Annotated in this window: 18 protein-coding genes; 5 read left to right on the top strand and 13 right to left on the bottom strand. The window is 54.7% G+C overall.

Going from position 1 to position 25991, the window contains the following annotated elements:
• Positions 1-142 precede the first annotated feature (142 nt).
• Positions 143-2128 carry an ATP-binding protein gene (locus BZK31_RS17750; protein WP_083184258.1) on the top strand — a complete coding sequence of 662 codons (1986 nt, stop codon included), beginning with the start codon at positions 143-145 and terminating at the stop codon, positions 2126-2128.
• Between the two features lie 272 nt (positions 2129-2400).
• On the opposite strand, the gene BZK31_RS17745 is transcribed toward BZK31_RS17750, so the two are convergent.
• Positions 2401-4275, bottom strand: coding sequence for a UvrD-helicase domain-containing protein (locus BZK31_RS17745; protein WP_083184257.1), 1875 nt, complete (start codon positions 4273-4275; stop codon positions 2401-2403).
• Positions 4272-6566 (bottom strand): AAA family ATPase, encoded by a 2295-nt coding sequence (locus BZK31_RS17740; RefSeq protein ID WP_083184256.1) that lies wholly within the window; start codon positions 6564-6566, stop codon positions 4272-4274. The genes BZK31_RS17745 and BZK31_RS17740 overlap by 4 nt, the downstream gene beginning before the upstream one ends.
• Positions 6567-7413: 847 nt before the next feature.
• Here BZK31_RS17740 and BZK31_RS17730 point away from each other — a divergent pair.
• The gene (locus BZK31_RS17730; RefSeq protein ID WP_083184254.1) at positions 7414-8382 is read left to right on the top strand and encodes a hypothetical protein; all 969 of its coding nucleotides are present in this window, start codon (positions 7414-7416) and stop codon (positions 8380-8382) included.
• Positions 8383-8577: 195 nt separating this feature from the next.
• On the opposite strand, the gene BZK31_RS17725 is transcribed toward BZK31_RS17730, so the two are convergent.
• The 3 genes from BZK31_RS17725 to BZK31_RS29505 all read right to left on the bottom strand — a co-directional run bounded on the left by BZK31_RS17725 (position 8578) and on the right by BZK31_RS29505 (position 13381).
• Complete coding sequence (locus BZK31_RS17725; protein ID WP_083184253.1) at positions 8578-9834, bottom strand: hypothetical protein; 1257 nt, start codon at positions 9832-9834, stop codon at positions 8578-8580.
• 688 nt (positions 9835-10522) lie between these two features.
• A complete protein-coding gene (locus BZK31_RS17720; RefSeq protein WP_024648499.1) occupies positions 10523-11857 on the bottom strand; it encodes a tyrosine-type recombinase/integrase in 1335 nt (444 codons plus the stop codon).
• Between the two features lie 1371 nt (positions 11858-13228).
• The gene (locus BZK31_RS29505; RefSeq protein ID WP_157900759.1) at positions 13229-13381 is read right to left on the bottom strand and encodes a hypothetical protein; all 153 of its coding nucleotides are present in this window, start codon (positions 13379-13381) and stop codon (positions 13229-13231) included.
• A gap of 192 nt (positions 13382-13573) precedes the next feature.
• Between BZK31_RS29505 and BZK31_RS17710 the strand changes: the two genes are divergently transcribed.
• A complete protein-coding gene (locus BZK31_RS17710) occupies positions 13574-13879 on the top strand; it encodes a hypothetical protein (protein ID WP_244182700.1) in 306 nt (101 codons plus the stop codon).
• A 19-nt stretch (positions 13880-13898) separates the two neighbouring features.
• Here BZK31_RS17710 and BZK31_RS17705 read toward each other — a convergent pair whose 3' ends face one another.
• The 7 genes from BZK31_RS17705 to BZK31_RS17675 all read right to left on the bottom strand — a co-directional run bounded on the left by BZK31_RS17705 (position 13899) and on the right by BZK31_RS17675 (position 23190).
• Positions 13899-14303, bottom strand: a complete 405-nt coding sequence (locus BZK31_RS17705) for a DUF2251 domain-containing protein (RefSeq protein ID WP_083184251.1) — start codon at positions 14301-14303, stop codon at positions 13899-13901.
• 437 nt (positions 14304-14740) lie between these two features.
• A complete protein-coding gene (locus tag BZK31_RS17700; RefSeq protein ID WP_083184250.1) occupies positions 14741-15760 on the bottom strand; it encodes a hypothetical protein in 1020 nt (339 codons plus the stop codon).
• 437 nt (positions 15761-16197) lie between these two features.
• A complete protein-coding gene (locus BZK31_RS17695; RefSeq protein WP_083184249.1) occupies positions 16198-17805 on the bottom strand; it encodes a hybrid sensor histidine kinase/response regulator in 1608 nt (535 codons plus the stop codon).
• Between the two features lie 134 nt (positions 17806-17939).
• Positions 17940-19694, bottom strand: a complete 1755-nt coding sequence (locus BZK31_RS17690) for an ABC transporter ATP-binding protein (RefSeq protein ID WP_083184248.1) — start codon at positions 19692-19694, stop codon at positions 17940-17942.
• Positions 19695-19697: 3 nt separating this feature from the next.
• Positions 19698-20843, bottom strand: coding sequence for a family 1 glycosylhydrolase (locus BZK31_RS17685; protein WP_083184247.1), 1146 nt, complete (start codon positions 20841-20843; stop codon positions 19698-19700).
• Between the two features lie 2 nt (positions 20844-20845).
• The gene (gene glf, locus BZK31_RS17680) at positions 20846-22042 is read right to left on the bottom strand and encodes a UDP-galactopyranose mutase (protein WP_083184246.1); all 1197 of its coding nucleotides are present in this window, start codon (positions 22040-22042) and stop codon (positions 20846-20848) included.
• A complete protein-coding gene (locus tag BZK31_RS17675) occupies positions 22030-23190 on the bottom strand; it encodes a glycosyltransferase family 1 protein (protein WP_083184245.1) in 1161 nt (386 codons plus the stop codon). The genes glf and BZK31_RS17675 overlap by 13 nt, the downstream gene beginning before the upstream one ends.
• Before the next feature lie 417 nt (positions 23191-23607).
• On the opposite strand from BZK31_RS17675, the gene galE reads away from it, so the two are divergent.
• Together galE and BZK31_RS17665 are read left to right on the top strand one after the other, a co-directional pair.
• A complete protein-coding gene (galE, locus tag BZK31_RS17670; protein WP_083184244.1) occupies positions 23608-24636 on the top strand; it encodes a UDP-glucose 4-epimerase GalE in 1029 nt (342 codons plus the stop codon).
• 105 nt (positions 24637-24741) lie between these two features.
• Positions 24742-25251, top strand: a complete 510-nt coding sequence (locus BZK31_RS17665; RefSeq protein WP_083184243.1) for a ferritin-like domain-containing protein — start codon at positions 24742-24744, stop codon at positions 25249-25251.
• Between the two features lie 137 nt (positions 25252-25388).
• Here BZK31_RS17665 and BZK31_RS17660 read toward each other — a convergent pair whose 3' ends face one another.
• Positions 25389-25955: a cupin domain-containing protein gene (locus BZK31_RS17660; protein WP_083184270.1), complete on the bottom strand. Its 567-nt coding sequence runs from the start codon at positions 25953-25955 to the stop codon at positions 25389-25391.
• Positions 25956-25991 lie beyond the last annotated feature (36 nt).

Below are 25991 nucleotides of genomic sequence, written 5' to 3'. Positions count from 1 at the left end.
AGCGCTTTCTATCTCATCCCGTCGGGCCGGAGGTGTTACCAGAACTGGTGATTCAGCCAGACGGGCTATTGGGGTACGATTGCGGGCATGTATTTGCTTTGTGGCCTTTTGGTCTGGAAACACTCATCCATGGAGGGAATTAATGTCTGACCAAACCCGTCATCTTTCGTTGTTTGAGGAGGACTACCTTCTCCGTGAACTAGGCCCCGTTGCGCATGTGCCCCAGGTTGCGTTAACCGAGCTTGTGGCGAATGCATGGGATGCCGGTGCCAGCAAGGTTGACCTGTTTCTCCCCACCGAGCCGGGCGGTACGCTCACCGTCGTTGATGACGGCCATGGGATGACGGCCGCGCAATTCAGCAAGCGCTGGATGACTCTGCGGTATGACCGCCTGAAGCACCAGAGCTCCAAGGTCGAATTTCCCAAAGGCAGAAATGCCAAACTCAGGAAGGCCTACGGGCGCAACGGGGTAGGTCGACATGGGCTGCTCTGCTTCGGTGATCAGTATCAGGTCGAAACCTGGCGTGACAGCAAGCTCTGCACATTCGTCGTGGGGACAGAGTCCGGCCCCAGCCCGTTTGTCGTGCGCTCGGAAGAGTTTGCCGAACGAGATGGTTCTGGCACCCGGCTCTCTGTATCGGTCACCCGTAAAATGCCCGATATTAAAGAGATCGTGACAGTGCTTGCCGCCCGATTCGTCCATGATCCGGCATTTCAGATTCGAGTGAACGGGGTGCCTCTGACGTTGGCGAAGCTTGAGCAGCACGCTCGAACCCACCGCCTTGAATTGAGCGATGGTCGTAGTGCAAAAGTCATCGTCATCGACTCCACACAGCAGAATCATTCGTCCATTCACCAAGGCGTGGCGTTCTGGGTTGAGAATCGGCTCGTGGGTGACCCCTCATGGGTGATTGGCCAGGTCGCTAACTTCGATGGTCGTACACGGTTCGCAAAACGCTACAAAGTCATCGTGGACACCCAAGGATTTGAGGGGCACGTATTCCAAGATTGGACGGGGTTTCAGTCAACGCCAGCCGTCGAGGAGTTATTCAAGGCTGCAGCGGAGTGCATCAACCACGTTGCGAATGAGCTGGCTAACGAGGTTGTAGAGGCAACGTCTGAAGATGCATTGGTGCAGAATCGCTCTGAGCTCAAAACCTTGGGGCAGGGCGCTCAGATGGAAGTGACTGAATTCACTAAAGCCGTGGCCCAGGCCCACCCAATGGTCTCACCAGACTTTCTCGCGACAGCAGTGAAAGCGGTGATCAACCTAGAGAAATCCAAGAGCGGGGCATCCTTGCTCACCAAGCTGGCCCACCTGCCTGCGTCCGATATCGAGGGGCTGGACTCATTGTTGGCAGACTGGTCAGTCAAGGATGCTCTGAGAGTGCTGGACGAGATCGATGACCGGCTCAGTGTCATAGAAGCTATCAGCAGGCTGGCTGAGGATCCTGATACCGATGAGTTGCACACTCTGCATCCCCTAATACTGCGTTCCCGGTGGTTGTTTGGGCCCGAATTTGAGTCAATGGAGTACTGCTCCAACATGACGCTGAAAAGCGTTGCGAAGCAGCTGTGGAGGGATGCTGACGCAGCATTCATCAACGAGCGCAAACGTCCCGACATCGTGGTGCTGCCGGATCGATCCACCGCGCAGCTTGTGGGGATCGAGCAGTTCGACCCGCACGACGCTTCGCTCGCCCAAATGCAAAACATCCTTCTGATTGAACTTAAGAAAGGTGGATTCAAACTCAACCGAAAAGAGGTCAGCCAGGCCGACGAGTACGTCCAGGACATCGCGAGCTCAGGGTATGTAAACGGTTCTCCGTTCATAACGGCATGGGTAGTGGGGCAGTCGATTGCAGCAGGGGTGGCCACCACGAAGACCGTTGGCGATGAGCACCATAAGTATGGGCAGGTGCGCGCCACTACCTATGGAACACTGGTCGGCACGGCCAATTTACGTCTGATGCGTCTGCGGGAAACCTTGGAAGACCGCTATGGCAACCTCAAAACGGACGCGCTTCTTCTCAAGGTTCTCGCAACCCAAGAGCAGACGAGCTTTGACTTGGGCGCGGTGCCGGAATCTGGAGCCAAGGACGAAGCCTCCGTGACAGAGGTGGTCTGATCTACTGCGCCATCACCTCAAGCGCTTTGTCGCGGAGCACGATAAGTCCAATGTGCAAATTCGGCACATTGCATCAGTCAGTGTTTTTTTAGGGCAACCGGGTGGGGAAGGTGGCCGAGCGCTTGCGATGAAACTGACATGCTGATGGTGCTGACGTCTGTTCCCAAGTTCGGCCATGCCTTCACGACGAGTGCATCCCGGTGCTGGATCATAAGCCCAATCCTCTCTGGCTTGAAGGCGCAGATAGAACCAGAATTGATTGGTCATCATAATCACGTAATCTCGACTTCCTCAGCGGTAAACCAACCGGCCTCGATAGCGCGCTGCATGGCGGTTTCAGGCTGTGAGGTGTACACGACAATGGCTAGGCTTTCCTCAGCCCTGCTGCAAGTGACGTACAGCAAGCGTCGCGTCCGAGAAAGGGCATCGTCCTTGCCTGTCTGCTGGTTCTTGATGTCGTTGTCTGAGGGCGCCTTCACGCCTAACAGCTTGTCGTAGCTGAACAGGAATCCTCCGGCTTCTTCATCGTTGAGAATCACCATGACCCTTGGAAACTCCAATCCTTTCACCCCTTGGTGAGTATCGAAGGGAGACAGGCCTTCTGCGTATCCGGCGAATGCGGCCATTTCAGAGTAAGGCCGCCCTAGGAGCACACGGTACGCGTGCACTTCAAGAGCCTCACGGTCGACAGCATCCGGCGGATCTTCATCGGTCACGCCGTGTGCAAGGGCCGTCAGCAGCCGTTCCGGTATTTCGAGCAGACCTGTGTCTACAAGTGCCGACACGACATCGGCCAAGGATGGGTTGTTGTCGGCGAACAGCCCGCACAGCGCTTGACAGCCCATACCTGCCTGCTGGAGCAATGCCAACTGATCAGGGGTCGCTTTCATGCGGTCGCTGTCCAGCAGAGGGGATATCAACCTTACAGCTTCCATCAGAGCGAATTCGCTCTCATTGGCAGCAGCCAAGATAGGCATGACGCCATTGAAGAAAAGTTTGAGTATCGGTAGCGTCCCATCAAGCAAACCGGTGCGCAGATGCTCTACTGCATAAAGTGGCGTGAAAACTCCCTCGAAGCCGAGACGTCTTCCTGCCATTTTGTGCTCAAGGATCAGAGTCTTGCGCCCTGAGGTTCCAGCCGCCCAATGCTGGTCGCCCGTAATCTGCGCCATTCGCTCGGCAAACCGGCTCTCCAATTGAAAGCCCGCGCCCGCCGCTTGCTGAGTACAGAACAGGCGGACGGCACCTCGTATCGCGTCAGGTTTTGGAGTCTGTTGATGATCATCGGCAGCGCTGCGAATGACATTGATGAGCTCAACGACCCTCGTGGGGCATCGGCGGTTTACGGGTTTTTCAGGGATAGCCCAGTCATCGGGAATGGCCCGCTCCAGATGTTCTTTCCCGTCGTTGTAAATTCGTTGCATGGTGTCGCCGAGAAGGCCCAGGCAAAACCGTGCAGGGATAAGCGATTGAGCGGTCAGAAACGCGTCCATGAGGGCGCCATTGGTATCCTGGCTTTCATCGATCAGAAGCACCGGGTACTGATCGGCCATAACGTCCAGCAAAGGAGGGCGTTGAATAAATGCAGCCGCCATCTGGACAACCTCCGCGTGATTCAGCGCTTGGCGCCCTCGGTTCTCTCCGGTGGGGCTATAAGTGAAACTGACGACTTCATCCAAGGCAGCCAGCCGCCGCGTTTTACTATCAAGCGATGCTCGATTGGCACGAGCCGTTTTGTTATTCCGATCTCGGGCTTTGCCGAGTTTCCCGTTCAGCTCTTCAATGCTTTCGCCGAGCTTGATGCGAAGCCACTCGCGGATGTCGTCATTGAAGCCCTGGATCATTCGCCATGAAAACGCATGGATGGTTGAAACGACCACCAAGGGGTCATGCTCCAGACGACGTGCGATCTCCTCGCACGCCGCGTTGGTGTAAGTGATGATGGCTACCTGACGCCCTTCGAACGTCAGCCGTTTGTGTTCTCGGGACTTCAGCTCGCTCACCGCTGTAACCAAGGAATGTGTTTTCCCTGATCCAGCGCCGGCATACAGGAAAAAGCTTTTCGGGTGATCCAAATCCAAACACTCTCGGATCATCTCATCGGCATCACGGGCACCTTCGGCGTACAAAGTCGCGGCAGGACTCATTCGGTCACCTCAATGATCGCGGCGGGAACGACCAGTAGATCCTTACGTTTGAGCTCCAGCTTAGACTGCAGCCACGTCAGACCTTCATGGATGTAGGCGGGTACTGCAAGCTGACTGAAGGCCGGATCGCCGAGCACCTCAAGTGCGAATTCGGCTTTGTCGCCCGTGCGCAGTTTATCGAACAGCGCCGCACCCAATGCTCGTCCCGTATCAGCCTCTTGGATAACCTCGCTGAAGGCACGCATCAACCCACGTCGAAAATTCCCTGTGAAGCACTGGACGTTGGTTAATGCCAAGCTGTCTTCAAAAGTGTTTGGCAGAGCTTCATCTTGCGCGCCGTTCTTCGGCAATTGAATTGGGACGGAGGTTTGGTACGCGATTCTGATCGAGTAAAGGGAATCGATCTCCTCTACTTTATGCGCATCCTCTAAGTCGAGCAGCGTGTCCACATCATAGCCGAGTCCTTTCACTCGCATCCAATGGCGGATGGTCGGGTTGTTCGTAATCTGCTCTGCCCCCCGAGCCACTGGTCGAGCTGCTTTGTCTTTGCCAGCGTCGAGGTCAGTGATGACCAACGTGGCGATACCCAACGCATCCACCAATGGCCTCAGCCGGTGTGCATGACTTCCACCGATGTCCATGATGGTGATATAGCATTGGTCGAGAAATTTGAAATGCTGGCGCAGGAAGTGGGGCAGGATCATTCGCTCTGCGGCGCCTTCCACCAAGATCACAGCATCAGCGAAGAAAAGGTCAGCGTGTTGCGCTCGCAGGTAACGTGTGACGAACTCTTTAGTTTTGCCTGTTTGGCCAAATACGGTGCTCAGGTTGGAAACGGTCGAAACAGGGATGGGTATGCCTGCCATGCCGGATGGTAGCCGCCGGAAGTAGCGCAGGTGTTCATATTCGATTTCGTGAGCGACGTGGCTTGAGTGGGAGCTGACGACCAGTTGGGTCTTCAGGTTAGGAAATTCCTCAAGCACCGGGTCGTTGCACAGCACGTGGTACGCATGCTTTATAAACGCTTGCTGGACTTGAACGTGCAGGTGCGCCTCGGGCTCCTCAACCAGCACAAGGTGTATGGGCTCGACGTTCGCAGTGGTGCGTTCTTCGGGAATTCGGGACTTCTTCAGCCAGTTGTCACGAAATGCCATGAGCCGGAAGATCATGGAGATCAGATTCTGGTAACCCAAGCCGTTCGATGTCTCTGGAAGCGTTAAGCGAGGCTCTCCGGGCGCACCTGCAACCGAGTCCAACTCAAACAGAACTGCTGCCTCATGATCTAAGCCATCAGTTGGGCCGAGGCGGGTTGCCACTTTGATGCTGGGATCGCTGTTGTTTGGGTACCCAAGGCCTGCAACCTCTCTAAGCGCGGGCGCAAAGCTCGTTGTTAGCCTGGTGTCAAAAGCGCTTTGGGCAGCTTCAATGGCCCTGAGCGCTTCAAGATCCGATACGTCTGGGCTGTCGCCAGGGTCGAGGTGGCGGCGATAATAGGTTCGCAGCTGCTCAGACAACTTCCTGCCACTTCCCGTTTTACTGTCATCTTGCCCCTCATCGGCGCTGTCTCCGAAGCCGCGCTGAGCATTGATCTCATGAACCCGGATCAGACTGAGGAGTGGATTACGCTCAAGTGGCACTGCAGTGTCGGCGAGCGCTTGTAGGATCGCTGTCCGGTTTTCGGCACACGGGGCAGAAAGCATATGCGGGTTAAGCCGATACCAGCGCACCTTGAACGACTTGACCAAGCGCCGGTTTAAATAGTCATGAAGACTCTGCGGCCATAGCTGTAGGGTAGGGCGCTGTTGTCCTTGCTCAGCCTGATTCTGGATCTCCTGAAGGAGAGTGGCAACACGAGCACGTTCTTTTCGATAATCGGCGTAGAGCGTGGGTAGATCGTCCGGTTCCAATCGAAACCGCATCCCGACCATTCCACCAGACCAGGAAAAATTGGGAATCAGATCGCGAATGTGATGGAGCTCACCCTGAGCCGCCTGTATCCATACGTCGAGCGTTGGCAGCCAGTCAGCCCAGGTATTAGCCTCTTGAATCGCAAAGCCTTCTTCTGCTTGCTCCCATTCACGGCCAATAGCGTCAAGTGTGGCTATATGGCAGAGAGTCAAATCTTGCAGTCTGAATGTGGTGGGTTTCACCAAGAATTTGCGTAGAGCCAGCATCGCTGAGGACTTGCCGCTGTTGTTGGCGCCCACCAGGAGTGTTGTCTCGGCGGCCAGGTCGATTCTGACGGACTTCAGCTTGCGAAAATTCGCGATTTCCAGGTGCTGGATATGCATGGATTCATCCTTGAAAAATGGAGAAGGTAAGGGAGTGCGCCTGTGCGGGTCGTGAAACCTTACCTGAGTGGTTGCGAGGTACCAATAAAGCTGATTGGCCGAGTTGGGGCAAGTCACCAAGATGATTTGGCTCCTGCATCTCTGAACCCCTGCAGCATCGTGATCTGGGAGCGCATTGGGGGGTAAGGAGAGTGACTGAGTTTGACCCGTAGTCGAGATGCAGACAGGTTCGCAAGCCGCATGACAGACGTGACTCTTATGGCTAAAATTAGCTTTTCTATGCTGGCTAAAAGCGATCATTACTTGGCTATCGGCCAATCATTAGGGATTTATAGGGGGACGCATGGAGTTTGTTGTTCCAAGAGACCGGTCACTGTCCAATCTCTTATCGAATGCCGCATCTGGGAATCTAGATACCTTGGCCGACCTCATTACCGATAATGGCAAAGGCAGACTAGCGCTCGATCGACGACATTTTCGCCATAGAAGAGATCGTCATCCGCCAGGCCGTACACAAGTACATGGGAGACGAAGCCCTCGATGACTATCTGAAAAGCGGCAATGTCGTGGGGTACATCACTCAACTAGTGAAAACGTTGATCTCAGCTGCCGGCACCATCGGCGGGATAGCGGCCTCGGGTGGAGGAGCAGGTATAGCCAGTGTAATCGGAAGTCGCGTTTTGTCGCTTGTGGCAGCCCCAGTTGCTATAGGAACCGCAGGACTGGCGATTTACCAAGCGTCATCACCAGCGTTTCGGATCACAGTCCCGGCTGTGCTGGAGATCGCCAAGATTCGTCGCGCACGATATGAACAGGATTTCTCAGCCTACACGGAGAAGCTCAAAGCATGTTTGTAAACGCTGAAGCGCTTGTGCGTTCATTGCCTGATATTCCGGATGTCATAGCCAAATTGCGCAGCGGAGCGTACACCCTCCATGGGGGAGTAGTCCGACATGCGGCGGGAACCGGTAAAGGAGGCCAGATCGTAGGTCATCTACTCTATCCAGGCGACTCCCAGCACATCAAGGAAAGCCTGCAGAACCTGCAAACCACACTTTCTGATGGACTAGGGTCACTGCAAACCGGGATGGATTCCCTGCAGCAGAGCATGAATGCCCTCCAGGGTCTGCAAGCAGCTAACCTTGTGATGACGGGGCTCAACCTTGCGGTAACGACTGCGGGCTTTGTCATCGTGTGCAGAAAGCTCGACAAGATCAGCGAGCAGATCCAAGCGCAATCACAAACCATTTCCCATACCTGGCAGATGGTCAGTGAAGCTCACGAGCGGAATTTGCTCACTGATGAGGCCCGCTTTCGAGGCTTGCTTTCCACTGCACAACAGTTCTGCGAAGAAGGTGATGTCTATCATCTCAAATCCCTGATCAACCCGTTCAATGAGCAGTATCAGTTCACCAAGCTACTTCTACAGAGGCATTCAGGGCTTGCGTCAAGCAACGGTGCAATCCTTGACCAGATTTCGTTGCTGCAGAATCGCTTAGTGAACCTCGGCTTGATGAGAGCGCACGTTCAGTTCAAAGCTGAGTCTCTGAAATACAGCCAGCAAAACCTGACGGAGCTTGGAACCGACATTGCCAGCCTCAACGGGCAACGAGTGGAGGCATTGAGCAGTGACCGCAACTTTGCGTCAACGCTAACGCACGAGCAGTTCGGCGATTTGACCCGGTTTCTGCAGGACGGGAGAAGCATGATTCCGGCCCTGACTTATCAAGCCGAAGTTATCGAACTTGAGGCGAAGCACCCTGGACTACTTAAGCAGACGTCTGACGCGAAGGAGATTTTGCTGGTAGCGGCATGAGTCCCCATTCTGAGTCGGTGGTGTCGTGCATGACAGGGTAGAAACCCGACCAATAATGGAGACCTGACTCAGGGCGCTGGCTGCAGGTAATCGCGAGAGTGTCGGGCTACACCAGCACAGCAGACGGACGCTGCGCTGAACTTGATCGGAGGATCCCTAGACGCGAGATGGCAAATACGTTTGCGTCTGTTTTACCTACTTGGAGCCGGGCGGTGTGATGGGATTGAGGGCCGCATCTTTTTCTATGCACTTGACTGCAAGCCAACGGATGGTCGGCACGAAATGGCTGAGTATTTGCGCGGCAGGCGTATAAGGCTCGAAAGTGGCAGTTGGAGCGCCTTTTCTAGTTTTTTTTGAGTGAATGACTGCGCACCGTATTTCATAAAGCCAGCGTGCAAGCTCTTTTCGCGTTTCGCCAGCACTTGCGTTAAATGCAGCGATGCTGACGCTAGAGGATGTTGACAAGTCGCAGTCCATTACCTTCCGGCTTGCCGGAGGTAGGCTTTGTAAAAAAATCTGGATATCGGTATCGGTAACCAGAAGTGCCAGGACACTCTCAATCTGTAGCCTTTCGGTTAGTGCGGCGTGCTGAAGAAGCCGTGGTGCCTCCTCAAAATAGTATTCCAGTACGTTATAAAATCCAACAAAGCTCTTCATCGCATTGAGCTCGTGCAGGCCGGAAAAATAATGAGATAACATGACGGCATTATGATATTGGATTGCCGTGATTCTCTCGATGGGCAGTGTGTAACTGGGTATGAAGACCCCATATCCTCCTACATCCACCACCGTGGCCGTATTGGGAATGTTTCTAATGCAAAGGTCGGCTAGTTGCAGGGCAGTGTGATAATCGATTAGCTCATAGTCGGTTTTAACCACCCTCATTTTTCCAAAATAGCCATCACGATCCGAGCTCGGCATAATCTGGACGCTGACTTTTTTATCCAGAATCTTTGTCAGGCTTTCCACATATGGCTGCAGACATTCCTTAGTGTAGTTACGGCCAATGTCCCAGTCGTAAAGATCAATCCGATCTTCTGCGTCAATTGCTTCAATACCCAAAACGCAATCGTCGTTACGTGCATCGACTACCAGTACTTCTGTGAGACCTTGATCTACATCAAGATAGTGATCACTAACATCATCGTGCCAGAATTTCCCAGTCATCACCTTGAAGGTCATATTTGAGTCAGGATGGCGCTTGCTAAACTCGAACAGGTAATTATCTATAAGGTATTCGAGGTCTGCCTCCGCCAGAGAATCTTCATGATTTTCGAATCTGACCTTCGCAACAGAATGCAACTGTTCTAAGTAGTAAAATGCCTGAGCAGTGAGCACTGGTTCCCCATGAACTATAGGGTGAATTATTACGGGAAAAGACAGCCCTGAACATACAATTACTCGTCCAAGGCCCACGCTGTTTTCCAGCTGCATTACACTATTAATCGCCATCTATGAAACATCCCTGATATCTTGAGTTTAGTGACAAGCTAATTTTATGGCTGGGCTTATTAAGCGTTGGTGTGAAGGCTCTAGCATCTCACAGCCCCTGTACTCTTCATATACCAGAGCGTGCATTTTCTGGCTGGCTCCACGAAACTCGGTGCTGTCCACTATCAAACCTGGATCGGACACGTCTACGCTATCATTACTTGACATCGATTTATAGCGCTGCAACGCAAGGAAGCTAATGCCAACCTTGGATCACTGGGCCCATCGTTACTGACGGTGCCGCTCCACATCGAATGTCTCTCTATTCAAGTTATTGGCTACGACCATGAGGAACCATTCTTCATCTAGCTTGGCCACAGCCCTATAACTTCCCGCACCGAGGTGCATTTTATCATGCAGGTGGAGGTGATCTACGACGTGTGGCTGTGGCTAGACGTGCCAATCGAGTAACTCTGTCGCATAGCACTACGCGAATATGCTGATTCAACGCACCCCTCTGGGGATGGCGTAAAGCACTTAAATTTTAAAATTAAGTGCGCATTGCTAGGAGTATTTCTTCCTCAAATCCCATAGAATAAAAACAGCCTAGTGTAAAAACACGGAGCTGGTCGGTTAGTTGCGGATGAGTATCTGGACTTTGAAGGCTTTGTCTTAACCTGCGGTTGCAGGTACTCATGCAGTATGTGCCTTATCCTCTGTCGCGCATCCCTACGCCACGCACAGACAGACTACGCTCCTGGTCATGTGAGTGGTAATAGACGTTCTGCGTGGTACTAAGGCTGCTATGACGTAAGTCCATCTGTAGATCTTTGGGACTTCTCAGGGGTGCGTCGAACGTCGCAGAAGTATGTCTGAGCCAGTGCGCGGAAGCCGCCCGTAGGCTGTTCATCTCATGCTCTTCGCGCTCCTCATCGCGCATTCGCGCTAGGGCATTATCGAACACTGATTGGAGGAGGGCACGTACTTGCCGCCCCGACAACCCTGAACGACCTCGGATAGTCATGAGCAGGGGAGTCTGATCATTCCAGCCGGGCAGTTCAGGCAACCCAATAAACCTACGGTACCTCGTCAGGTACTGAGAGATGTACTCGTCCCTGACTGCAACCTTCCCGGCTTTGTTGCCTTTGCCGATCACGTGGTACCACCAGTTGCCCTCCGGATCTAGGCGGAAGTCTCCCATCACTGGGCGCCAATTCGGCCTGCCGACGATGTCAGACACCCGCAGGTACATCGCGAACAGGGTCGCCACAATGAAAAGGGTTCGCTCGTGCCGTTTAGGTTCCTCAAGCGCCATTCGCTCCGCAGTCTCAAGCACGTAGTCCCACTGCAAAGGAGTCAGAGCACGGTTTGTCCCTTCCTCTTGAGGGGTGCCACGGCTGAGGCTTTTTTTCTTGATCATCCTGAACGGGTTGGCTGCGACCGTACCGTCCTCGACCATGTATTCAAAGAAACGGCTGCAGATTGTGTAAATCTGATTGAGGGTGCTTGGCGAGGCCTTGTATTGCATCGCGGCATCTTGAGCCACGCCAAGCTCAGGATCCCGGGGGTGATTGTTTGAAGGCGCTTTCAGCTCGCCCGAAAAATCCTTCGCACGTTTCAGGCTGAACGGTCTCCATTTTGGGTTCGGAATGACCGGATCACCCCACGTCGACTCGGTATGGTCGCTGGTGACGAAACGACCACGCACAATGGTGCCGATCCACTCAGCAGGCGGGTTACGGCAAAATTCAAGGTAGTCTTCAGCATCTTGGCGCTTGAGCTGCGAGAACGGCTTTTTCTTTATGATTAGTGCCCATAAAAGCAAGCGCTCGACATGCGTCCTATATGAAGTAAATGTGAGGTTATTGTCTGAAAACGCTCGAAGAAAATCTCGCGCCGTGAGGTAACCCTTATGGGCCTCAACTGAGGGCGGAAAGTTACCAATATAGTCACGAACACAAACCATACTGGATTCGCGCAAACTAAAATCCGTATCAATGAAGATCTCGTAGGTCTCAAAAATAGGCATTGGTTGCGTAGACATTTTGGTGCGTTACCGTGTGACTTGGCAGTGATGAGAAACTTCCAGTAATGGAAGTAACTGGAAGTTAGGGCAGGGTAGCTGCTCGCTTCTTCGCATTTTGGCTTCTTGCATCTTGGTTTTTTGCATTTTGATCGCGTGCATTTCGTTCATCCCCCCTTGCCCAATTCGTTGACGATGCCCGATGGTAGCCCCCGGCTGGCACTGTTGCAACCACCTCTGCTCGGCGTTAAAAGTTGAGCGTCGAGCTTGACAAAGGCTTGCGGCATGAACTAATAAAAGCGCGCTATGGCTTTTCCACTTATTCCGTTGCTTCGCTTTTTTATGAGAGCTGCGAGGGCGTTAGTTGCTTTAACCGTATATTGCCAAAGTGTTCATCCGGATTTCTTTATTTGGCCGGACGGGCTGCTTTGTTGTCCTTTACAAGGAAATTGGCGACTGTTGCAATTCTTGGATTTCAGTCCTTGAGTGCCGATTCCCAGAGATTGGATTCCTGGCTTCTTTGTTTGGATTTTAGTTTATTGATTTATTGATTTATTGATTTATTGATTTATTGATTTTCAGGAATCGAGGTTAGTATTTTTTTGGCGGGGTCTATGCTCGGAATCTGATTTCACGTAAGCCTTGATGTGGTTGATGGCTTCTGGGGTTCTGTTTATGGTGAATCGCAATTATTGGGTAATTCGCGATGGGATGCGCGCGGGAATACACCGGGTACTCAGGTGGCACGGCCACAACGCCTCAACGGTGCGCTCTCACGATAAGCTTGAGTCCAAGGAGGTTGTCGCTCGGGTCGTTCGGGTTGGAATGTCCACTCGTTTCTTTAAAAATCCTCCGGCGCCCGGTTTTACGGGGTCTCAAGGGGTTTTTGACGAAATTCGCGCACGGATTTTCCACTTATTGTTTGATCAGGAGGCGTCGTAATTCCATGATGCGCCAGACTGCGACCAAGCCTCGCAAAAGGCAGCGGGTACCGCGCTGGAGCATCACGGTATAGCTGCATCAGAGACTCTCAGGCCATCCCGGCCTAGGGATTACGGGGCTTCAGGGATATCGGAGGATCTCAGCAGCTTCGGTTTACGTGTCTCTATCGATATTGGCTTAGGCGTCGAACAGTGCGCAGGAGGCCTCTGTTTCCGTGGATTTTCCACTGATTTCGTCTTGGGTAACGGCGGTGCGGAATGTCCACTCAATTCCTCAAAAAGACCTGGAGCCTTTGTCCTGCAGGGGTTTCGAGGTGTCCAATGACGCACCCCCTGAAGAAGGATTCCACTGATTTCTCCTTGGGTGCGACGGCTATTCCATTTAGACGCGAATTTAAGAAAATCATATAAATCAATAAGATATGGATTTACGTATCGCAGAAATTTCCACTCATTTCGTCAAAAAGCCGCGCAAAACCAGCATCCCGAACGAGATGAAGCCCAGCAGAATCAAGGGATTGGGATGCAAAGAAGGGGTTTTCCACTCAAATCGCGATTGGCGCAGCAGGGTCTGGTTTTCGGGGGCCGGCGACATCATAAACATTTATGACAATACCTTTAATTTAACATAATATACATTATGCGCTCCAACATATTACTTCCCACAGCGTCAGGGCAGCCCAATTGAAACGCCAGCCGGTCACGACCGACACCAAGCCACTCCCTGATCGACACTCCCATCAACACTCGCGATAATCCCGGATCCTTCGCAACCCGCTTCATTCAAGGATGACTTTTGAAACGTGCTCTGGTTTTCATGCTGACCTGTGTCAGCGTACCCGCATGGTCGGCCGACTCGTTCAGCTCGATTGCGAAGCCCATTGGCAAACACATGCACACGCTAGGCAATGCATTTGCCTGTGAGCTACTGGCTGGAACGCGAGGCCTCGCCAATGCGCCTCAATGCCGTGACAGAAATGCATCGGCGCTTTCCGATTACCGTGAGTTCGACAAGTCCGCAGACAAGAAAACCCTTCGCGAATGCATGAAGCCTGACAATCTTATCGATGACGATGTGCGCAAATGCATGAAGGGTCTCTGATGGGTTTGAAGGCTTACCCTCAGGCAAACAACTCACGCGCAGCATTGTTCCAATCGTGTCCGTCGGCCGACCAGCCGTTGGTTATCGGTGGCGGAAATCCAGTACGGCAATAGCCTTGCTTCGCCTCAAAATCGAACACGGCGTGCGGTTGGTCATTGATCAGCAGGACCGCTTTGGCGTGGTCCACAGACCAGCCGATCTTTATGGTCGAAGGCTTTGTCCGGTCTGAAACGTCATTCACATTGTAGATGTGCAGCGCATCCTGAATCGGATTGCTCTCGGATTGGGTATCGAGTGCGTAGAAATAACCGGTGTCAGCATCGTCATCGAATACGACGGCAAACGTACCTTCTTGGGCCGCGGCTTCTACGACGATGGGCTGCCCCACATTCAATTCATGCTCAGCAGCCAGATAGACAGGCATGGACTTATCCTTGTGTTTGATGTTTTTGACGACCACGTTATCATGCCATGGCTACCAGGTTTAGCCTGTAATGACAGAAATGCCGGGGCTGGAGATCAACTGAACGTAATGTGTGCGCCCTATTGCTTTGCACTATGTCATCACTGTAGGTATCGATAACTCGACTAAAGAGTCATTTAGTTGAGTTAATGGCATTTTGCCTTTTGCCCGCATTCAACGTCAGTTCCGGGTTCTATTTCATCACCGTAACCAACCTACGAACCCTCTTTTCTATTCTGCTGGCAGACACTGAACAACCACGTACCCTCCTCCTCAATTACTGTTACCTCTCTCAACGGTCTGTCTTTCTCATGCGCTGGCTCGTAATGGGTTTTTCCGGACCATAAAAAGGGGACGATCATCGTCCCCTTCTTATATTCGCTAGCTAAACAGTTGAATCAGACCGCGGCAACGACCTTGGCTGGTGGCTGAGTGCGACGACCCAGTACGCCGGCACCGGCTGCAACCAGACCCGAGATCACCAGAGTGATCAGCAGAATCCAGGCGCCCTGCGATACGCGCTTGGCGGCAACTTCAGCGGCCTCACGTGCTTTCTGTTCTGCCTGAGCCTTCAGCTCTTGATACTTGGCATAAGCCTGGCGATAGCTGGCTTGTGCCTGATCGACGATCTGATTGGCTTCTGCGTCTGTCTTGTTGCCACGCGCCTTGATCAGATTGACCAATGCCTGACGGTCAGCCGCATCCCAAGCCTGATCACCCTTCGCTTTGATGCGATCCATCAGACCACCCAGTTGCTCATCGGCCTGCTGAGGGTTCTGCGCACTACGCTCGGCAGTGTTCTGCGCGTCCTGCTGGGTCGCTTGAGCTTCCTGTTTGACGTTGTCCGGATTCAGTTCAGGCTTGCCGGTCTGACGCATGGCGGTTTCGATTTCGCCCTGAATATCGTTCAGGTTGAACTCGATGCCCTGTTCGCGCAGTTGGTCCTGGATCTTGCCGCCCAATGCGGGAGCTACCTGAGCGATACCGCTACCCAGTGCAGACATACCGCTGCCAGCCAGGTTCAGGCCGCCGCGTACCACGCCGGTCACGGCGCTGGTGACCAGGTAAACCGTGATCAGAGACACACTGGCCCACACTAGCAGACCGTGGAAAGCACCTTCGCGTTGAGCCAGACGACCTGCTGCCCAGCCACCGACGAACAGTGAAATCACTGAACTCACCACGACCCAGATGCCTGCACCAGTGCCAATACCGGACATTGGATTGGCTTCCTGCATCGGGTCGATTGTGGACGTACCGATGGCAGTGCCCAGCAGACTCAATAACAATGAAACAACCATGGCCAGTACCACACCGGCCAAAATCGCGCTCCATGAAATACGTTTGAGCAAGGGTGCCATGGCATGGGTGTCTTGATAGACAGGTGCGCCCGGGGCGATACGGTCATCGCGAATCATAGTGGTAATCCTTCGAGTCAGTGGCAGAACACGCTAAAGTATTTGGCGTACACTCCAATGACCCGAGGCGCATTCAAGAAGTTTAATAATTTTCGATAACTTTTTTTGCGGAGTAAATGCTCTACGCTTGGCAGTTGCATATAAACGGAACGGAACGGCTCAGCCATGTTCCAACTCGCTTGTTTTTCAGACAGATTTGAAAAGAAAACAGTACAGTATTGCGCGCAGTCATCTGATAACAGTTGTATTGCAACTCTGGTATTCGTCAGTTAGAAAACGGTCAATTCATTGTCTCATGGCTAATTAACCTGACCGCTGGCCTTTCAAGGTACAGCGAACCAGACAGGCGCAAACAAAACGCCCTCACGCGGCGACACAAAGGCCAATAAAAAAAGCCTGACTGAGTCAGGCTTTTGTTTCAGGAAACCGCCCAGCTATCAGGCAATGCCATTTGGTCCATCCAGCACCTGACGAACCTTTCTCGCCAGGTCATGCGGCATGCAGGGTTTGGACACCACATCGAACTCCGAACCACCGATATCGGTGCGCTCTATCGAGCTTTCCGCATAACCGGTGGTCAGCAGCACTTTGACTTTGGGGTATCGACGTTTCACTTCACGGGCAAGCATCACACCGTTCATGCCGCCGGGCATGATCAGGTCGGTGAACAGCAGGTCATAGGTGCTTCCGGACTCGAACTTCTTCAACGCTTCACGTGCGTTGAGCACGATGTCGGACGTGTAGCCGTAATCGTCGAGTACCATCTTGGCCAGCTCGGCAACGTCGGGACGGTCTTCGACGATAAGAATGCGTTCACTGCTGCCAAGACGTTGTCGCTGTTCAAGCGCCTGGGGGGACTCGCTGGTCACTGTGGCTTCATCAACGGGAAAGTACAGGCGCAAGGTAGTGCCCACGCCTTCCTCGGTGTAAATACGCGCCGCGCCGCCGGATTGTTTGGCAAAGCCGTACACCATGGACAGACCGAGCCCCGAGCCCTTGCCCTCCTCCTTCGTGGTGAAGAACGGGTCCATGACCCGGTCACGAATACTGCTCGGCATGCCGATACCGTTATCGGTGACGGCAATGCTGACGTAGCGTCCCGGCAACAACCCGTCATAAGACATGTTGGCCAGTTCGTCGACCACCAGGTTGCGGGTCTCGATGAACACCTTAGGGTCTGGCCTGCCGATCAACGCATCCCGAGCGTTGATAAAAATATTTAGCAGCGCGACTTCGGCCTGGGTCGGATCGATGCGGCAGTTTCGCAGCGCGGGGTCGAGATCGGTTTCGATCGTCACTTCCGACCCGAAGGTCCGCTCGATCAAAGGCTCGGTGTTGGAAACCAGGCCATTGAGATTAAGAACCCGGCCATGCAGTTTCTGTTTGCGCGCAAAAGCCAACAATTGCTTAGTCAACGTACTGGCTCGTTCGACGGCCGACTTGGCGTGATACACGCTGCGTTGAACACGCGACACATCAATGGTTGGCTTTTCAGCAGCACTGCCAATCAGGTCGATGTATCCACCCATCACCTGCAGCAGGTTGTTGAAGTCATGCGCGATGCCGCCGGTCAATTGCCCGAGGGCTTCCATTTTTTGCGCTTGTCGCAGCGCCTCTTCGGCATCGCGACGGCGACTGATGTCCAGTTGTGAGGCGAAGAAATAGATCAGATCGCCGTCGTCGTTGTAGACGGGAGAAATGAACAACGCGTTCCAGAAGGAAGAGCCGTCCTTGCGATAGTTGAGAATCTCGGTCGATATATCCACGCGGTCGTGAATGGCATCACGAATGGTCTTCACCACTGCCCTGTCGGTTTCCGGACCTTGTAGAAAACGACAGTTGGTGCCGATGATTTCTTCGGAGGCGTACCCGGTCATTTCCAGAAACGCCTTGTTGGCAAAGATGATCGGGTTATCTTCGGTATTCGGGTCGGTCACGATCATCGGCATGCGCGTCGTTTCTACTGCCGCGAAGAAGATGTCTTTTCCCTGGTGAGAGATTTTTCCGCTCGCGGTATTGTCGACACGGGTTTTGTTATCCGACACGCCATGACTCCCAGAATAATGTCAGCGTGAACCCACGCACTTATCCGACTACGACTTCGGCACCCTCGAAGGGTTCTGAATGATCTGATAAAAAACAGAATTATATGCATATGAATGGGCCGGACGAAGCGCATTTATTCGCCCAACAATGTCTGAGCCACCCAAAGCGACTCATAGACACCGCCTTGCCGACGCAGTTGCATGGGCGGACCGTCCTCTATGATCTGTCCGTCGTGCAGAACAATGACGCGATCAAAGTTCGCCACCGTCGACAGTCTGTGCGCGACTACCAGTACCGTCCTGTCGTGCATCAGCTTCGCCAGTGCGGCCTGAATCACCGCCTCTGAATGTGAGTCCAGCGCGGACGTTGCCTCGTCAAGGATCAGGATCGGCGCATTCTTCAGGAAAACCCTCGCCAGCCCCAGCCGCTGTCGCTGACCGCCCGACAGTCTGACGCCCCGCTCTCCTACAAGTGTGTCGTAACCTTGCGGCAGCGCACGGATGAACTCGTCACAATAGGCCTGCCGCGAGGCTTGAATGACGTCTTCATAGCGGGCATCGGGCAATCCATAGGCGATGTTCTCGTAAATGCTGCGATTGAACAGCGTGGGCTCTTGCGGGACAACAGCGATCTGCTTTCGAAGACTGTCCTGGCTGACGGCGCGGATGTCGCGATCATCGATCAGGATAACGCCACTGCTGACATCGTCGAGGCGTTGAAACAGGCTCAGTAGTGTGGACTTGCCCGCGCCCGAAGAGCCGACGATGCCGACCCGCTGCCCCGCCGGAATGTCCAGATTCAGGTGCACGAACACCTGACGACCCTCCGGATAACGGTAGGAAACATCGATAACCCGAATGGCCCCGCGACTGGGTTTCAGCTCTGTTTTGGCATCGGTCAGCGTATAGGGCTGAACGATGATGCGCAGGGTTTCGGCGATGACGCCCAGTTGTTGAGACGTATCGACCAGTGCCAGCGCCAGATCCCGTGAGCCGTGTAGAATCCGGAACGTCAGCGCGCTCACCAGGACCACGTCCCCCGCGGTCACGGCATCGTCGCGCCATAAAATAAGCGCCCAGCCCAGCATGCCGCCGGCCATGATCGAAAGGCAGATATCGTGCAGCACACGTGCCTTCTCCAGATAAATCCAGCTACGTCGCTGTGCCTGGGCTTCGATACCGATGGAGGCTTCCAGTCGCCGGCGCTCGCGTTCCCGGGCGGAAAACGCCTTGATGGTCCATATATTGGAAACCAGATCGACCATTTCGCCACCGACTCTGGCCGAGTGCGCGGCGAAGTCGATGTGCCTCGAGCGACCATGCACGCCGACCAGAGTGATCAGCGCGGCCACCAGCAGTACACAGATGATCAGCACATTTGCCATGCCGGTCTTGACCGTATACAGCACGACCACAGCGCCCAGAAAATCGACGCAGGGCGGGATGATCTTCCACGCCAGGCCGCCATAGATCGAGCCGGCCGCCGCACCGGCCGACGAGATGCGATTGGCCAGCGACCCCGAAAAATGCTGGGAGAAGTAGCGCATCGGATGGCCGGTCAAATGATTGAACAGCTCGACGCGCATGTCCGCACAACTGGCGACTACCGTTTTGCAGCCCAGCCAGCCGCCCAATCGCCAGAACAGGTTTTCCACTACGATCAGGCCAATGAACAGCACGAACGGAAACCAGATGTGTTCGCTTCGCCGATCTCCCAAGGTCATTACATCGACCAGCATCTTCATCCCGTACTGAACCGCCACCGCACAGCTGGCCGCGCCGATGATCAGCACCAGCATGATCCCGAAGTGCCAAGGGCGCAGCAACACATAGCGTGTCAAAAAGGCCAAAGCCTGTGCTGGCAGCGGCGTGAAAGGGTTTTTCAGCATGCGCTATTGGCCCCTGTCGACACTTGACACTGGCGAGTGCAGCGCATCGAACTCCTCAGTTTCTTCGCGGATGGCGAGCTGCAGGGCATGAAAGGTCACGCGCTGGCCCTGCCCGTCTGCATAGCCAAGCAACCCGGCCGGACAATACCGGCCATCGTCCCAACCGGGATAGTCGAGAATCGGGTACCAGCAGATGCCCTCAATCGGCACGCCGGCCTTCAACGCCTTTTTGACCTGCTCGGTCACGTACCTGAACCACGGCAGGCGCTGCTCGTCTTCGGCGCCCGTTTCAGAAATCAGAATCGGTTTGCCGTACCGGGCATACAGCTCCCTGAGCATGCCGGAAAAAGGCCGGTAGTCACGCTCACCGCGCATCACACGCCGACCGTTGAAGACCCACTGATTATGCGGATAAAAATTTGCCCCCAGAATGTCCAGATACGCGGGGCTGCCGCCCAGTCCTGGCCACAGACGTCCGCTGAGCAGGTCCCAGGCTTCGAACTGCGCCTGACGGTAGTTCTCCGCCGCTTCGATTTCATCGTTGCGATGGGTTGCGGGCAGCACATGAATCAGCGGATCGGCCTGCACGAATCTCGCCAAAGGTTCAACCTCGCGCACGGCATCGATGGCGGCGATACTCGCCCGGACCAATTGGTGCTTGAGCTCCATGCCCCGATGGTGCACGCCGGGATTGAAATACCCGACGTCCCCCCCCGCCCAGCTCCAGAACGATATCTCGTTGATCGGCGAATAGAACGGTACCGTTTCACCCTCGTCCCTGACTATTTGCGCCACGGCCCTGGCAAAGCGCGCAAAGCGCTCGACGAAGTGCGGTCGCCAGATATCCATATTATCCGGATAACCGTAATGACAGAGATCCCAGATCACTTGAGTGCCCTGCTGACGCGCTGCGCGCAACATGGGAATGAAGCTGCTCCAGTCATAAACGCCAGGGCGGATTTCGATCAAGTGCCAGCGCAAGCCACTGCGAACCGTGCGGATGCCACACGCTGCCATTGTGGCGAAGTCTTCGCCTGGCCAGCGCGCATGTCCGGTGGCGTGCAGCAGATCGAGGCGCACGCCGTCACGTCGTCTGTGACTGGAACATTCGACCCCCCCCACGAAAAAGCTCTTGAACAGACGCGGCATGCTTATCCCCTCGCAGGCTGTTCAACGACAACGGACTCCACGTGTACGGGCTCTGCCGGTTCATGTTCCTGGGCCAGGCGTTGATACAAGGCCAGTGCCTGTCCGACCACCTGATCCATGTTGTAGTACTTGTAAGTGCCCAGCCTGCCCAGAAACATAACGTTGTCGGATTGATCAGCCAGCACCTTGTAACGCTTATACAAGTCGACATTTTCCGCTCTGGGTATGGGGTAATAAGGGTCACCCTCGGCGGTTGGAAACTCATACGTCACACTGGTCTTGGGGTGTTGCTGGCCCGTGAGGTGTTTGTACTCGGTGATGCGTGTGTAAGGGACTTTCTGATCCGGGTAATTCACCACAGCAACCGGCTGAAACTGTGCCTGATCGACTGTTTCATGTTCGAAGCGCAACGAACGGTAAGGCAGCCGCCCATAACAGTGCCCGAAGAACTCATCGATGGGGCCGCAATAAACCAGCCGTGTATACCGTAACGCCTCTCGCACCTCAGCGAAGTCGACGCCGAGTACGATGTCGATCAACTCATGATCCAGCATGCGTTCGAACATCTTCGTATAGCCTTCCAACGGCATCTTTTGAAACGTGTCCGTGAAATAACGACTGTCGGTATTGGTGCGTGTCGGCACTCTTGAGGTGACTGACTTATCCAGTTGCGAAGGGTCCAGTCCCCATTGCTTGCGCGTGTAGCCGCGGAAAAACTTCTCGTACAACTCGCGCCCGACCTGATTGACCACCACGTCCTCGGAGGTCTTGATCACCTCGACCGGCTCGGCACGCTCGGCCAGAAAAATCTCCGCCTGTTGCTGGTTCATCTGCAGGCCATACAGACGGTTGAGCGTGTCCAGGTTGATCGGGATTGGAACCAGCCTGCCGTCCACCTTTGCCAGTACCCGGTGCTCATAGGAGCGCCACCGCGTGAATCGCGACAGGTACTCGACGATACGCTCGGCATTGGTGTGAAAAATGTGCGGTCCGTAGCGATGCACCAAAACGCCGGCGTTGTCCAGATGATCGTAGGCATTGCCACCGATGTGCGCGCGGCGATCGATCAGCAGCACCTTCTTGCCCAGCCCGGCAGCCAGCCGCTCGGCAAGTACGCTGCCGGCAAAGCCTGCACCGACGATGAGAAAGTCATAGAGCTGCGGCGCGTTGATCGCGGTTTCGAGCGTTATTTCAGGCATGTGATCAGCTCCTTCATGGCCGCGCAGGTGGTATCCCATGACATGTCGGCGAGCACCGCATCGGCACGTCGATTGAAGACAGACGACTTGCCGTTTCCCCGCAGCGCGTGCTCGATGGCCGACGCAAAGCCCTGTGCGTCGGCGGCGATGGCGACCAGTCCTGTATCTGCGTAAGTCCTGACCACGTCAGTGATCGGGGTCGACACAACCGGGCAGCCGCCTGCCAGGTATTCCGGGGTTTTGGTCGGGCTGATGAAGCGCGTGGACTCATTAAGCGCGAACGGCATCAGCGCCACCTCCCAGCCCGACAGATAGGCTGGCAACTTTTCATAAGCCTTACCGCCCAGGTAATGAATGTTGGGCAGACGAGGCAACGTGTCCGGGTCGATCTTGACCACCGGGCCAATCAAAACGAACTGCCACTGCGGCTGCGAGCAGGCCAGTTGCTGAATCAGTTCGACGTCAAAGCGCTCATCGATCACACCGAAAAAACCCAGTCTTGGATGAGGAATGTGTTCTTGGTCACGCGGATCATTTACGCCATTACGCGCCGAAGAGAAGTGCTGGATATCGACACTGCTGGGCATCGCATGGACATTGTCATGCCGCTCCTTTTTCGCCTCCCACAGGCTGTAGCCACCGGTAAACACAATATCGGCGCGGTCCAACAGGTCCTGCTCCATGCCAATCAATGCAGATGGCGCACCCTTGAAGGCGGACAGCTCGTCCATGCAGTCGTAAATCGTTGCCCGCGGCCACAGGTGCGATGTGAACGCCAGACTCATCGGTGTGAAATACCACAGGATCAATTCATTGGCCGGATGCTCGTACAACCAGCCGTCCAGCAGCATCTTCTGCCAGTTGACGATCTGTTCGGACGACGCGCCGTGAGGTACGTGAGGCACCAGAACGTTGACGCCGCAAGGCTGTGGCAGGCGTTCAAGCAAAGGGGCAGATGAATTCGACGGCACAGGCTCTTCAAAGAACATCACGTCATAACTCTGCGCCATACGGGACATAATGTGTTGCGGTCGCTGGTAGACGAACCCCCATCGAAGGTGGGAAAGACATAGCAGCGCAGGGCGCTTGTCGAATCGAGAATGGGTTGCAGCCGACAGGTCGGAATGAATCGCTTCTACACGGTTCATGAAGTTTCCCTTTTTGTAAAAGTGCCCGGACGAATCTGAAGGGCGCCTCGGAGGGCTGTACTTCGACTGCATTCATTATTGAACGGAACGCGGTCATGCCGAAAACCGATATCGGGCATGGTGACTCTGCATTTATGGAGCGCTCATCAGGCCCAACCGTTCATTTCTCCCGATGAAACGCATCTGCCGCTGGGAAACTATCGTTGAACTCGTGCGCAGCAAAATTTCCCTAGTCATAAGCGAATGCTTTTTTGGCACCTGCTGTGCGTCATGTCTGTTGGGTCGATGGGTCCTGATTTCGCTAGCAACCACTCCACAGGTCGCGCTCGTTTTCTCTCAGGGAAAAGGAGCGAGAGCGACAACGGAGTCGTCAGCCAGCCTCTCCCCGAGGCAGCGAAAACCAAAGGAAGGACAACCATGATCCTAGTGACCGGTGGTGCGGGATACATTGGCGCTCATATTGTGCTGGCATTGCTTGAGCACGGTTACGATGTGCTGGTGCTGGACAATCTGTGCAACAGCTCGCGAGAAACGCTTGATCGAGTGGTGGCCATCACCGGACTTCATTTCGATTTCATCCAGGGCGATATTCGCAGCAAGACCACGCTGCAGTCCCTGTTTGCCGAATACCCTGTCACAGCCGTGATTCATTGTGCGGGCCTGAAAGCCGTGGGTGAAAGCGTTCGAGAGCCCTTGCGGTATTTCGAAACCAACGTCAGCGGCAGTGTCACGCTGTGTCAGGCGATGGCCGAGGCAGGGGTTTTCAACCTGCTGTTCAGCTCGTCCGCCACGGTCTACGGCGAATCCGAACGCATGCCACTGGACGAGAGCTGCGCTTTGGGACTGCCGACCAATCCTTATGGCCATTCCAAGCTGATGGCCGAGCACGTGATGAAAAGCGTGGCCAGTTCCGACCCGCGCTGGGCCATCGGTTTGCTGCGCTATTTCAACCCGATTGGTGCGCATCCTTCCGGATTGCTGGGTGAATCGCCGCGCAGCACGCCCAACAACCTGCTGCCCTTTCTGCTGCAGGTCGCCCAGCGACAACGCCCTGCCCTGCATGTTTTCGGCAGCAATTATCCGACTGCGGATGGTACCGGCGTGCGTGATTATCTTCATGTAATGGATCTGGCCGAGGGGCACCTGAAGGCGCTGGGCAGAATAGACAGTCAGCGTGGAGTATCGATCTGGAACCTCGGCACCGGACGCGGCTACTCGGTGCTTGAAGTGGTACGCACCTTCGAATGTATCTCGGGTGTGACAGTGCCGCTGATCTTCGAACCCCGTCGAGCGGGCGACGTGGCCGCTTGCTGGTCCGATCCCGGCAAGGCATGGCGCGAGCTCAATTGGCGGGCGCGACATGACCTTAACACCATGCTCGCCGACGCGTGGCGCTGGCAATGCATGAACCCGCAAGGCCCGGAACTGGAGGTGCTGGCGGGTTGAGCATGCCTGAAAAACCATCCGTCAGCCTGACCCACAAACCTCGGAACCGGTCCTGCGCAACATTTTTCTACCCTTTTACCACTCACTCAGAAGAGGTAATGCATCATGGCTACCATGCAGGAAAACATACTGGACTGGCTGCGCGACGCGCACGCCATGGAGCAGCAGGCCGAGAGCATGCTGGAGGCGCAGAGCAAGCGTCTCGAGCACTATCCAAAGCTCAAGGCGCGTATCGATCAACACATCACCGAGACGCAGGGTCAGCAGAAGCTGATAAAGGAGTGCCTTGAGCGGTTGGGCGGCAGTACATCGGTGTTGAAGGATCTGGGCGGAAAACTGATGGCGTTTGGTCAGGCAGTGGGCGGCATGGCCGTCTCCGACGAAGTCGTGAAAGGAGCCATGAGCGGCTATGTGTTCGAAAATATGGAAATCGCTTCGTACACCGTTCTGATTCAGGCAGCAAAGGACTTGGGAGATACTGAAACTCAACGGGCCTGCGAGCGGATACTCAAGCAGGAAGTCGCCATGGCGGACTGGCTTCGTGAGCACCTTCCTGAAATCACCAAGACATTCCTCAATCGCTCCGAGTCGCCGAACGTCGAAGCCAAACGCTGATAACACTCTTTGAGACCAGACAGTGGTCGAGCGCGTATCACTGCAGTTGCCGCTCGACGGTCCCGCTTCCAAATGACGAGCTCGCCCCGTCCTGTGCGCCTACTCGTCGAGCGAGCCTGGAATCGATAGGCTGGGAATCAGGCCCCGTCGCTTTCATCGTCGATCCAGGTGTCCATTAGTAAACCGCCACGGCCGGTCACCGGATCTGAATCAGGTTTGGGCACGTTGGCAATCCGGGCGACCGACTGGTCGTGGACTGCGGGGTCGACGCATTGGATATCGTAATCTTCCTGACCTTTCGGATAGGCGCCTACCACCAGAAAATCAGCGCTCTGGTCACGACGGCAGTGGCCGGTCCCGGCGGGTAACACCAGAACGTCCCCCGCCTTGACCTGAATATCGTCGCCGTTTTCGCCACCCAGGCGGAGCGTGGCATACCCGCTGGCCACTCCCAGCACCTCATGGGCCGTCGAGTGATAATGCTGATAGTTAAAAACACCGTCGCGCCAGAGCGGCGACCAGTCGTTGCTGGCGAATAACTGTTCGAACGCAGCGGCCGTGTCCAGATCGCTGTTCAAGGGAATTTCATACACCAGCACCGGAAAGGAACTGTTGGGCGTGGCACCGTCGTCCTCGAAAAACAAGACGTGCGGCGCCGGCAGTGACAATTCCCGGTCTCCAAACACAGCAGTCAGGCTGTTCATGGTTAACACCTCCTTATTGAATTTTTGCTGATGCTT

Origin of the sequence: Pseudomonas floridensis, from assembly GCF_002087235.1 — a bacterium.
Classification (GTDB): Bacteria; Pseudomonadota; Gammaproteobacteria; order Pseudomonadales; family Pseudomonadaceae; genus Aquipseudomonas; species Aquipseudomonas floridensis.
The sequence above is the reverse complement of the archived record's forward strand: the minus strand, read 5'-3'. Positions and strand labels throughout refer to the sequence as shown.

Bases quoted from the DNA above. Each gene is read 5' to 3' on its own strand.
- BZK31_RS17660 (WP_083184270.1), bottom strand. From the start codon at position 25,955: ATGAACAGCCTGACTGCTGTGTTTGGAGACCGGGAATTGTCACTGCCG.
- BZK31_RS17725 (WP_083184253.1), bottom strand. From the start codon at position 9,834: ATGGCGATTAATAGTGTAATGCAGCTGGAAAACAGCGTGGGCCTTGGA.
- BZK31_RS17705 (WP_083184251.1), bottom strand. From the start codon at position 14,303: ATGCCTGTCTATCTGGCTGCTGAGCATGAATTGAATGTGGGGCAGCCC.
- BZK31_RS29505 (WP_157900759.1), bottom strand. From the start codon at position 13,381: ATGTTTATGATGTCGCCGGCCCCCGAAAACCAGACCCTGCTGCGCCAA.
- BZK31_RS17665 (WP_083184243.1), top strand. From the start codon at position 24,742: ATGGCTACCATGCAGGAAAACATACTGGACTGGCTGCGCGACGCGCAC.
- BZK31_RS17690 (WP_083184248.1), bottom strand. From the start codon at position 19,694: ATGCTGAAAAACCCTTTCACGCCGCTGCCAGCACAGGCTTTGGCCTTT.
- BZK31_RS17675 (WP_083184245.1), bottom strand. From the start codon at position 23,190: ATGAACCGTGTAGAAGCGATTCATTCCGACCTGTCGGCTGCAACCCAT.
- BZK31_RS17740 (WP_083184256.1), bottom strand. From the start codon at position 6,566: ATGCATATCCAGCACCTGGAAATCGCGAATTTTCGCAAGCTGAAGTCC.
- BZK31_RS17700 (WP_083184250.1), bottom strand. From the start codon at position 15,760: ATGATTCGCGATGACCGTATCGCCCCGGGCGCACCTGTCTATCAAGAC.
- BZK31_RS17685 (WP_083184247.1), bottom strand. From the start codon at position 20,843: ATGCCGCGTCTGTTCAAGAGCTTTTTCGTGGGGGGGGTCGAATGTTCC.
- galE (WP_083184244.1), top strand. From the start codon at position 23,608: ATGATCCTAGTGACCGGTGGTGCGGGATACATTGGCGCTCATATTGTG.
- BZK31_RS17720 (WP_024648499.1), bottom strand. From the start codon at position 11,857: ATGTCTACGCAACCAATGCCTATTTTTGAGACCTACGAGATCTTCATT.
- BZK31_RS17750 (WP_083184258.1), top strand. From the start codon at position 143: ATGTCTGACCAAACCCGTCATCTTTCGTTGTTTGAGGAGGACTACCTT.
- glf (WP_083184246.1), bottom strand. From the start codon at position 22,042: ATGCCTGAAATAACGCTCGAAACCGCGATCAACGCGCCGCAGCTCTAT.
- BZK31_RS17730 (WP_083184254.1), top strand. From the start codon at position 7,414: ATGTTTGTAAACGCTGAAGCGCTTGTGCGTTCATTGCCTGATATTCCG.
- BZK31_RS17745 (WP_083184257.1), bottom strand. From the start codon at position 4,275: ATGAGTCCTGCCGCGACTTTGTACGCCGAAGGTGCCCGTGATGCCGAT.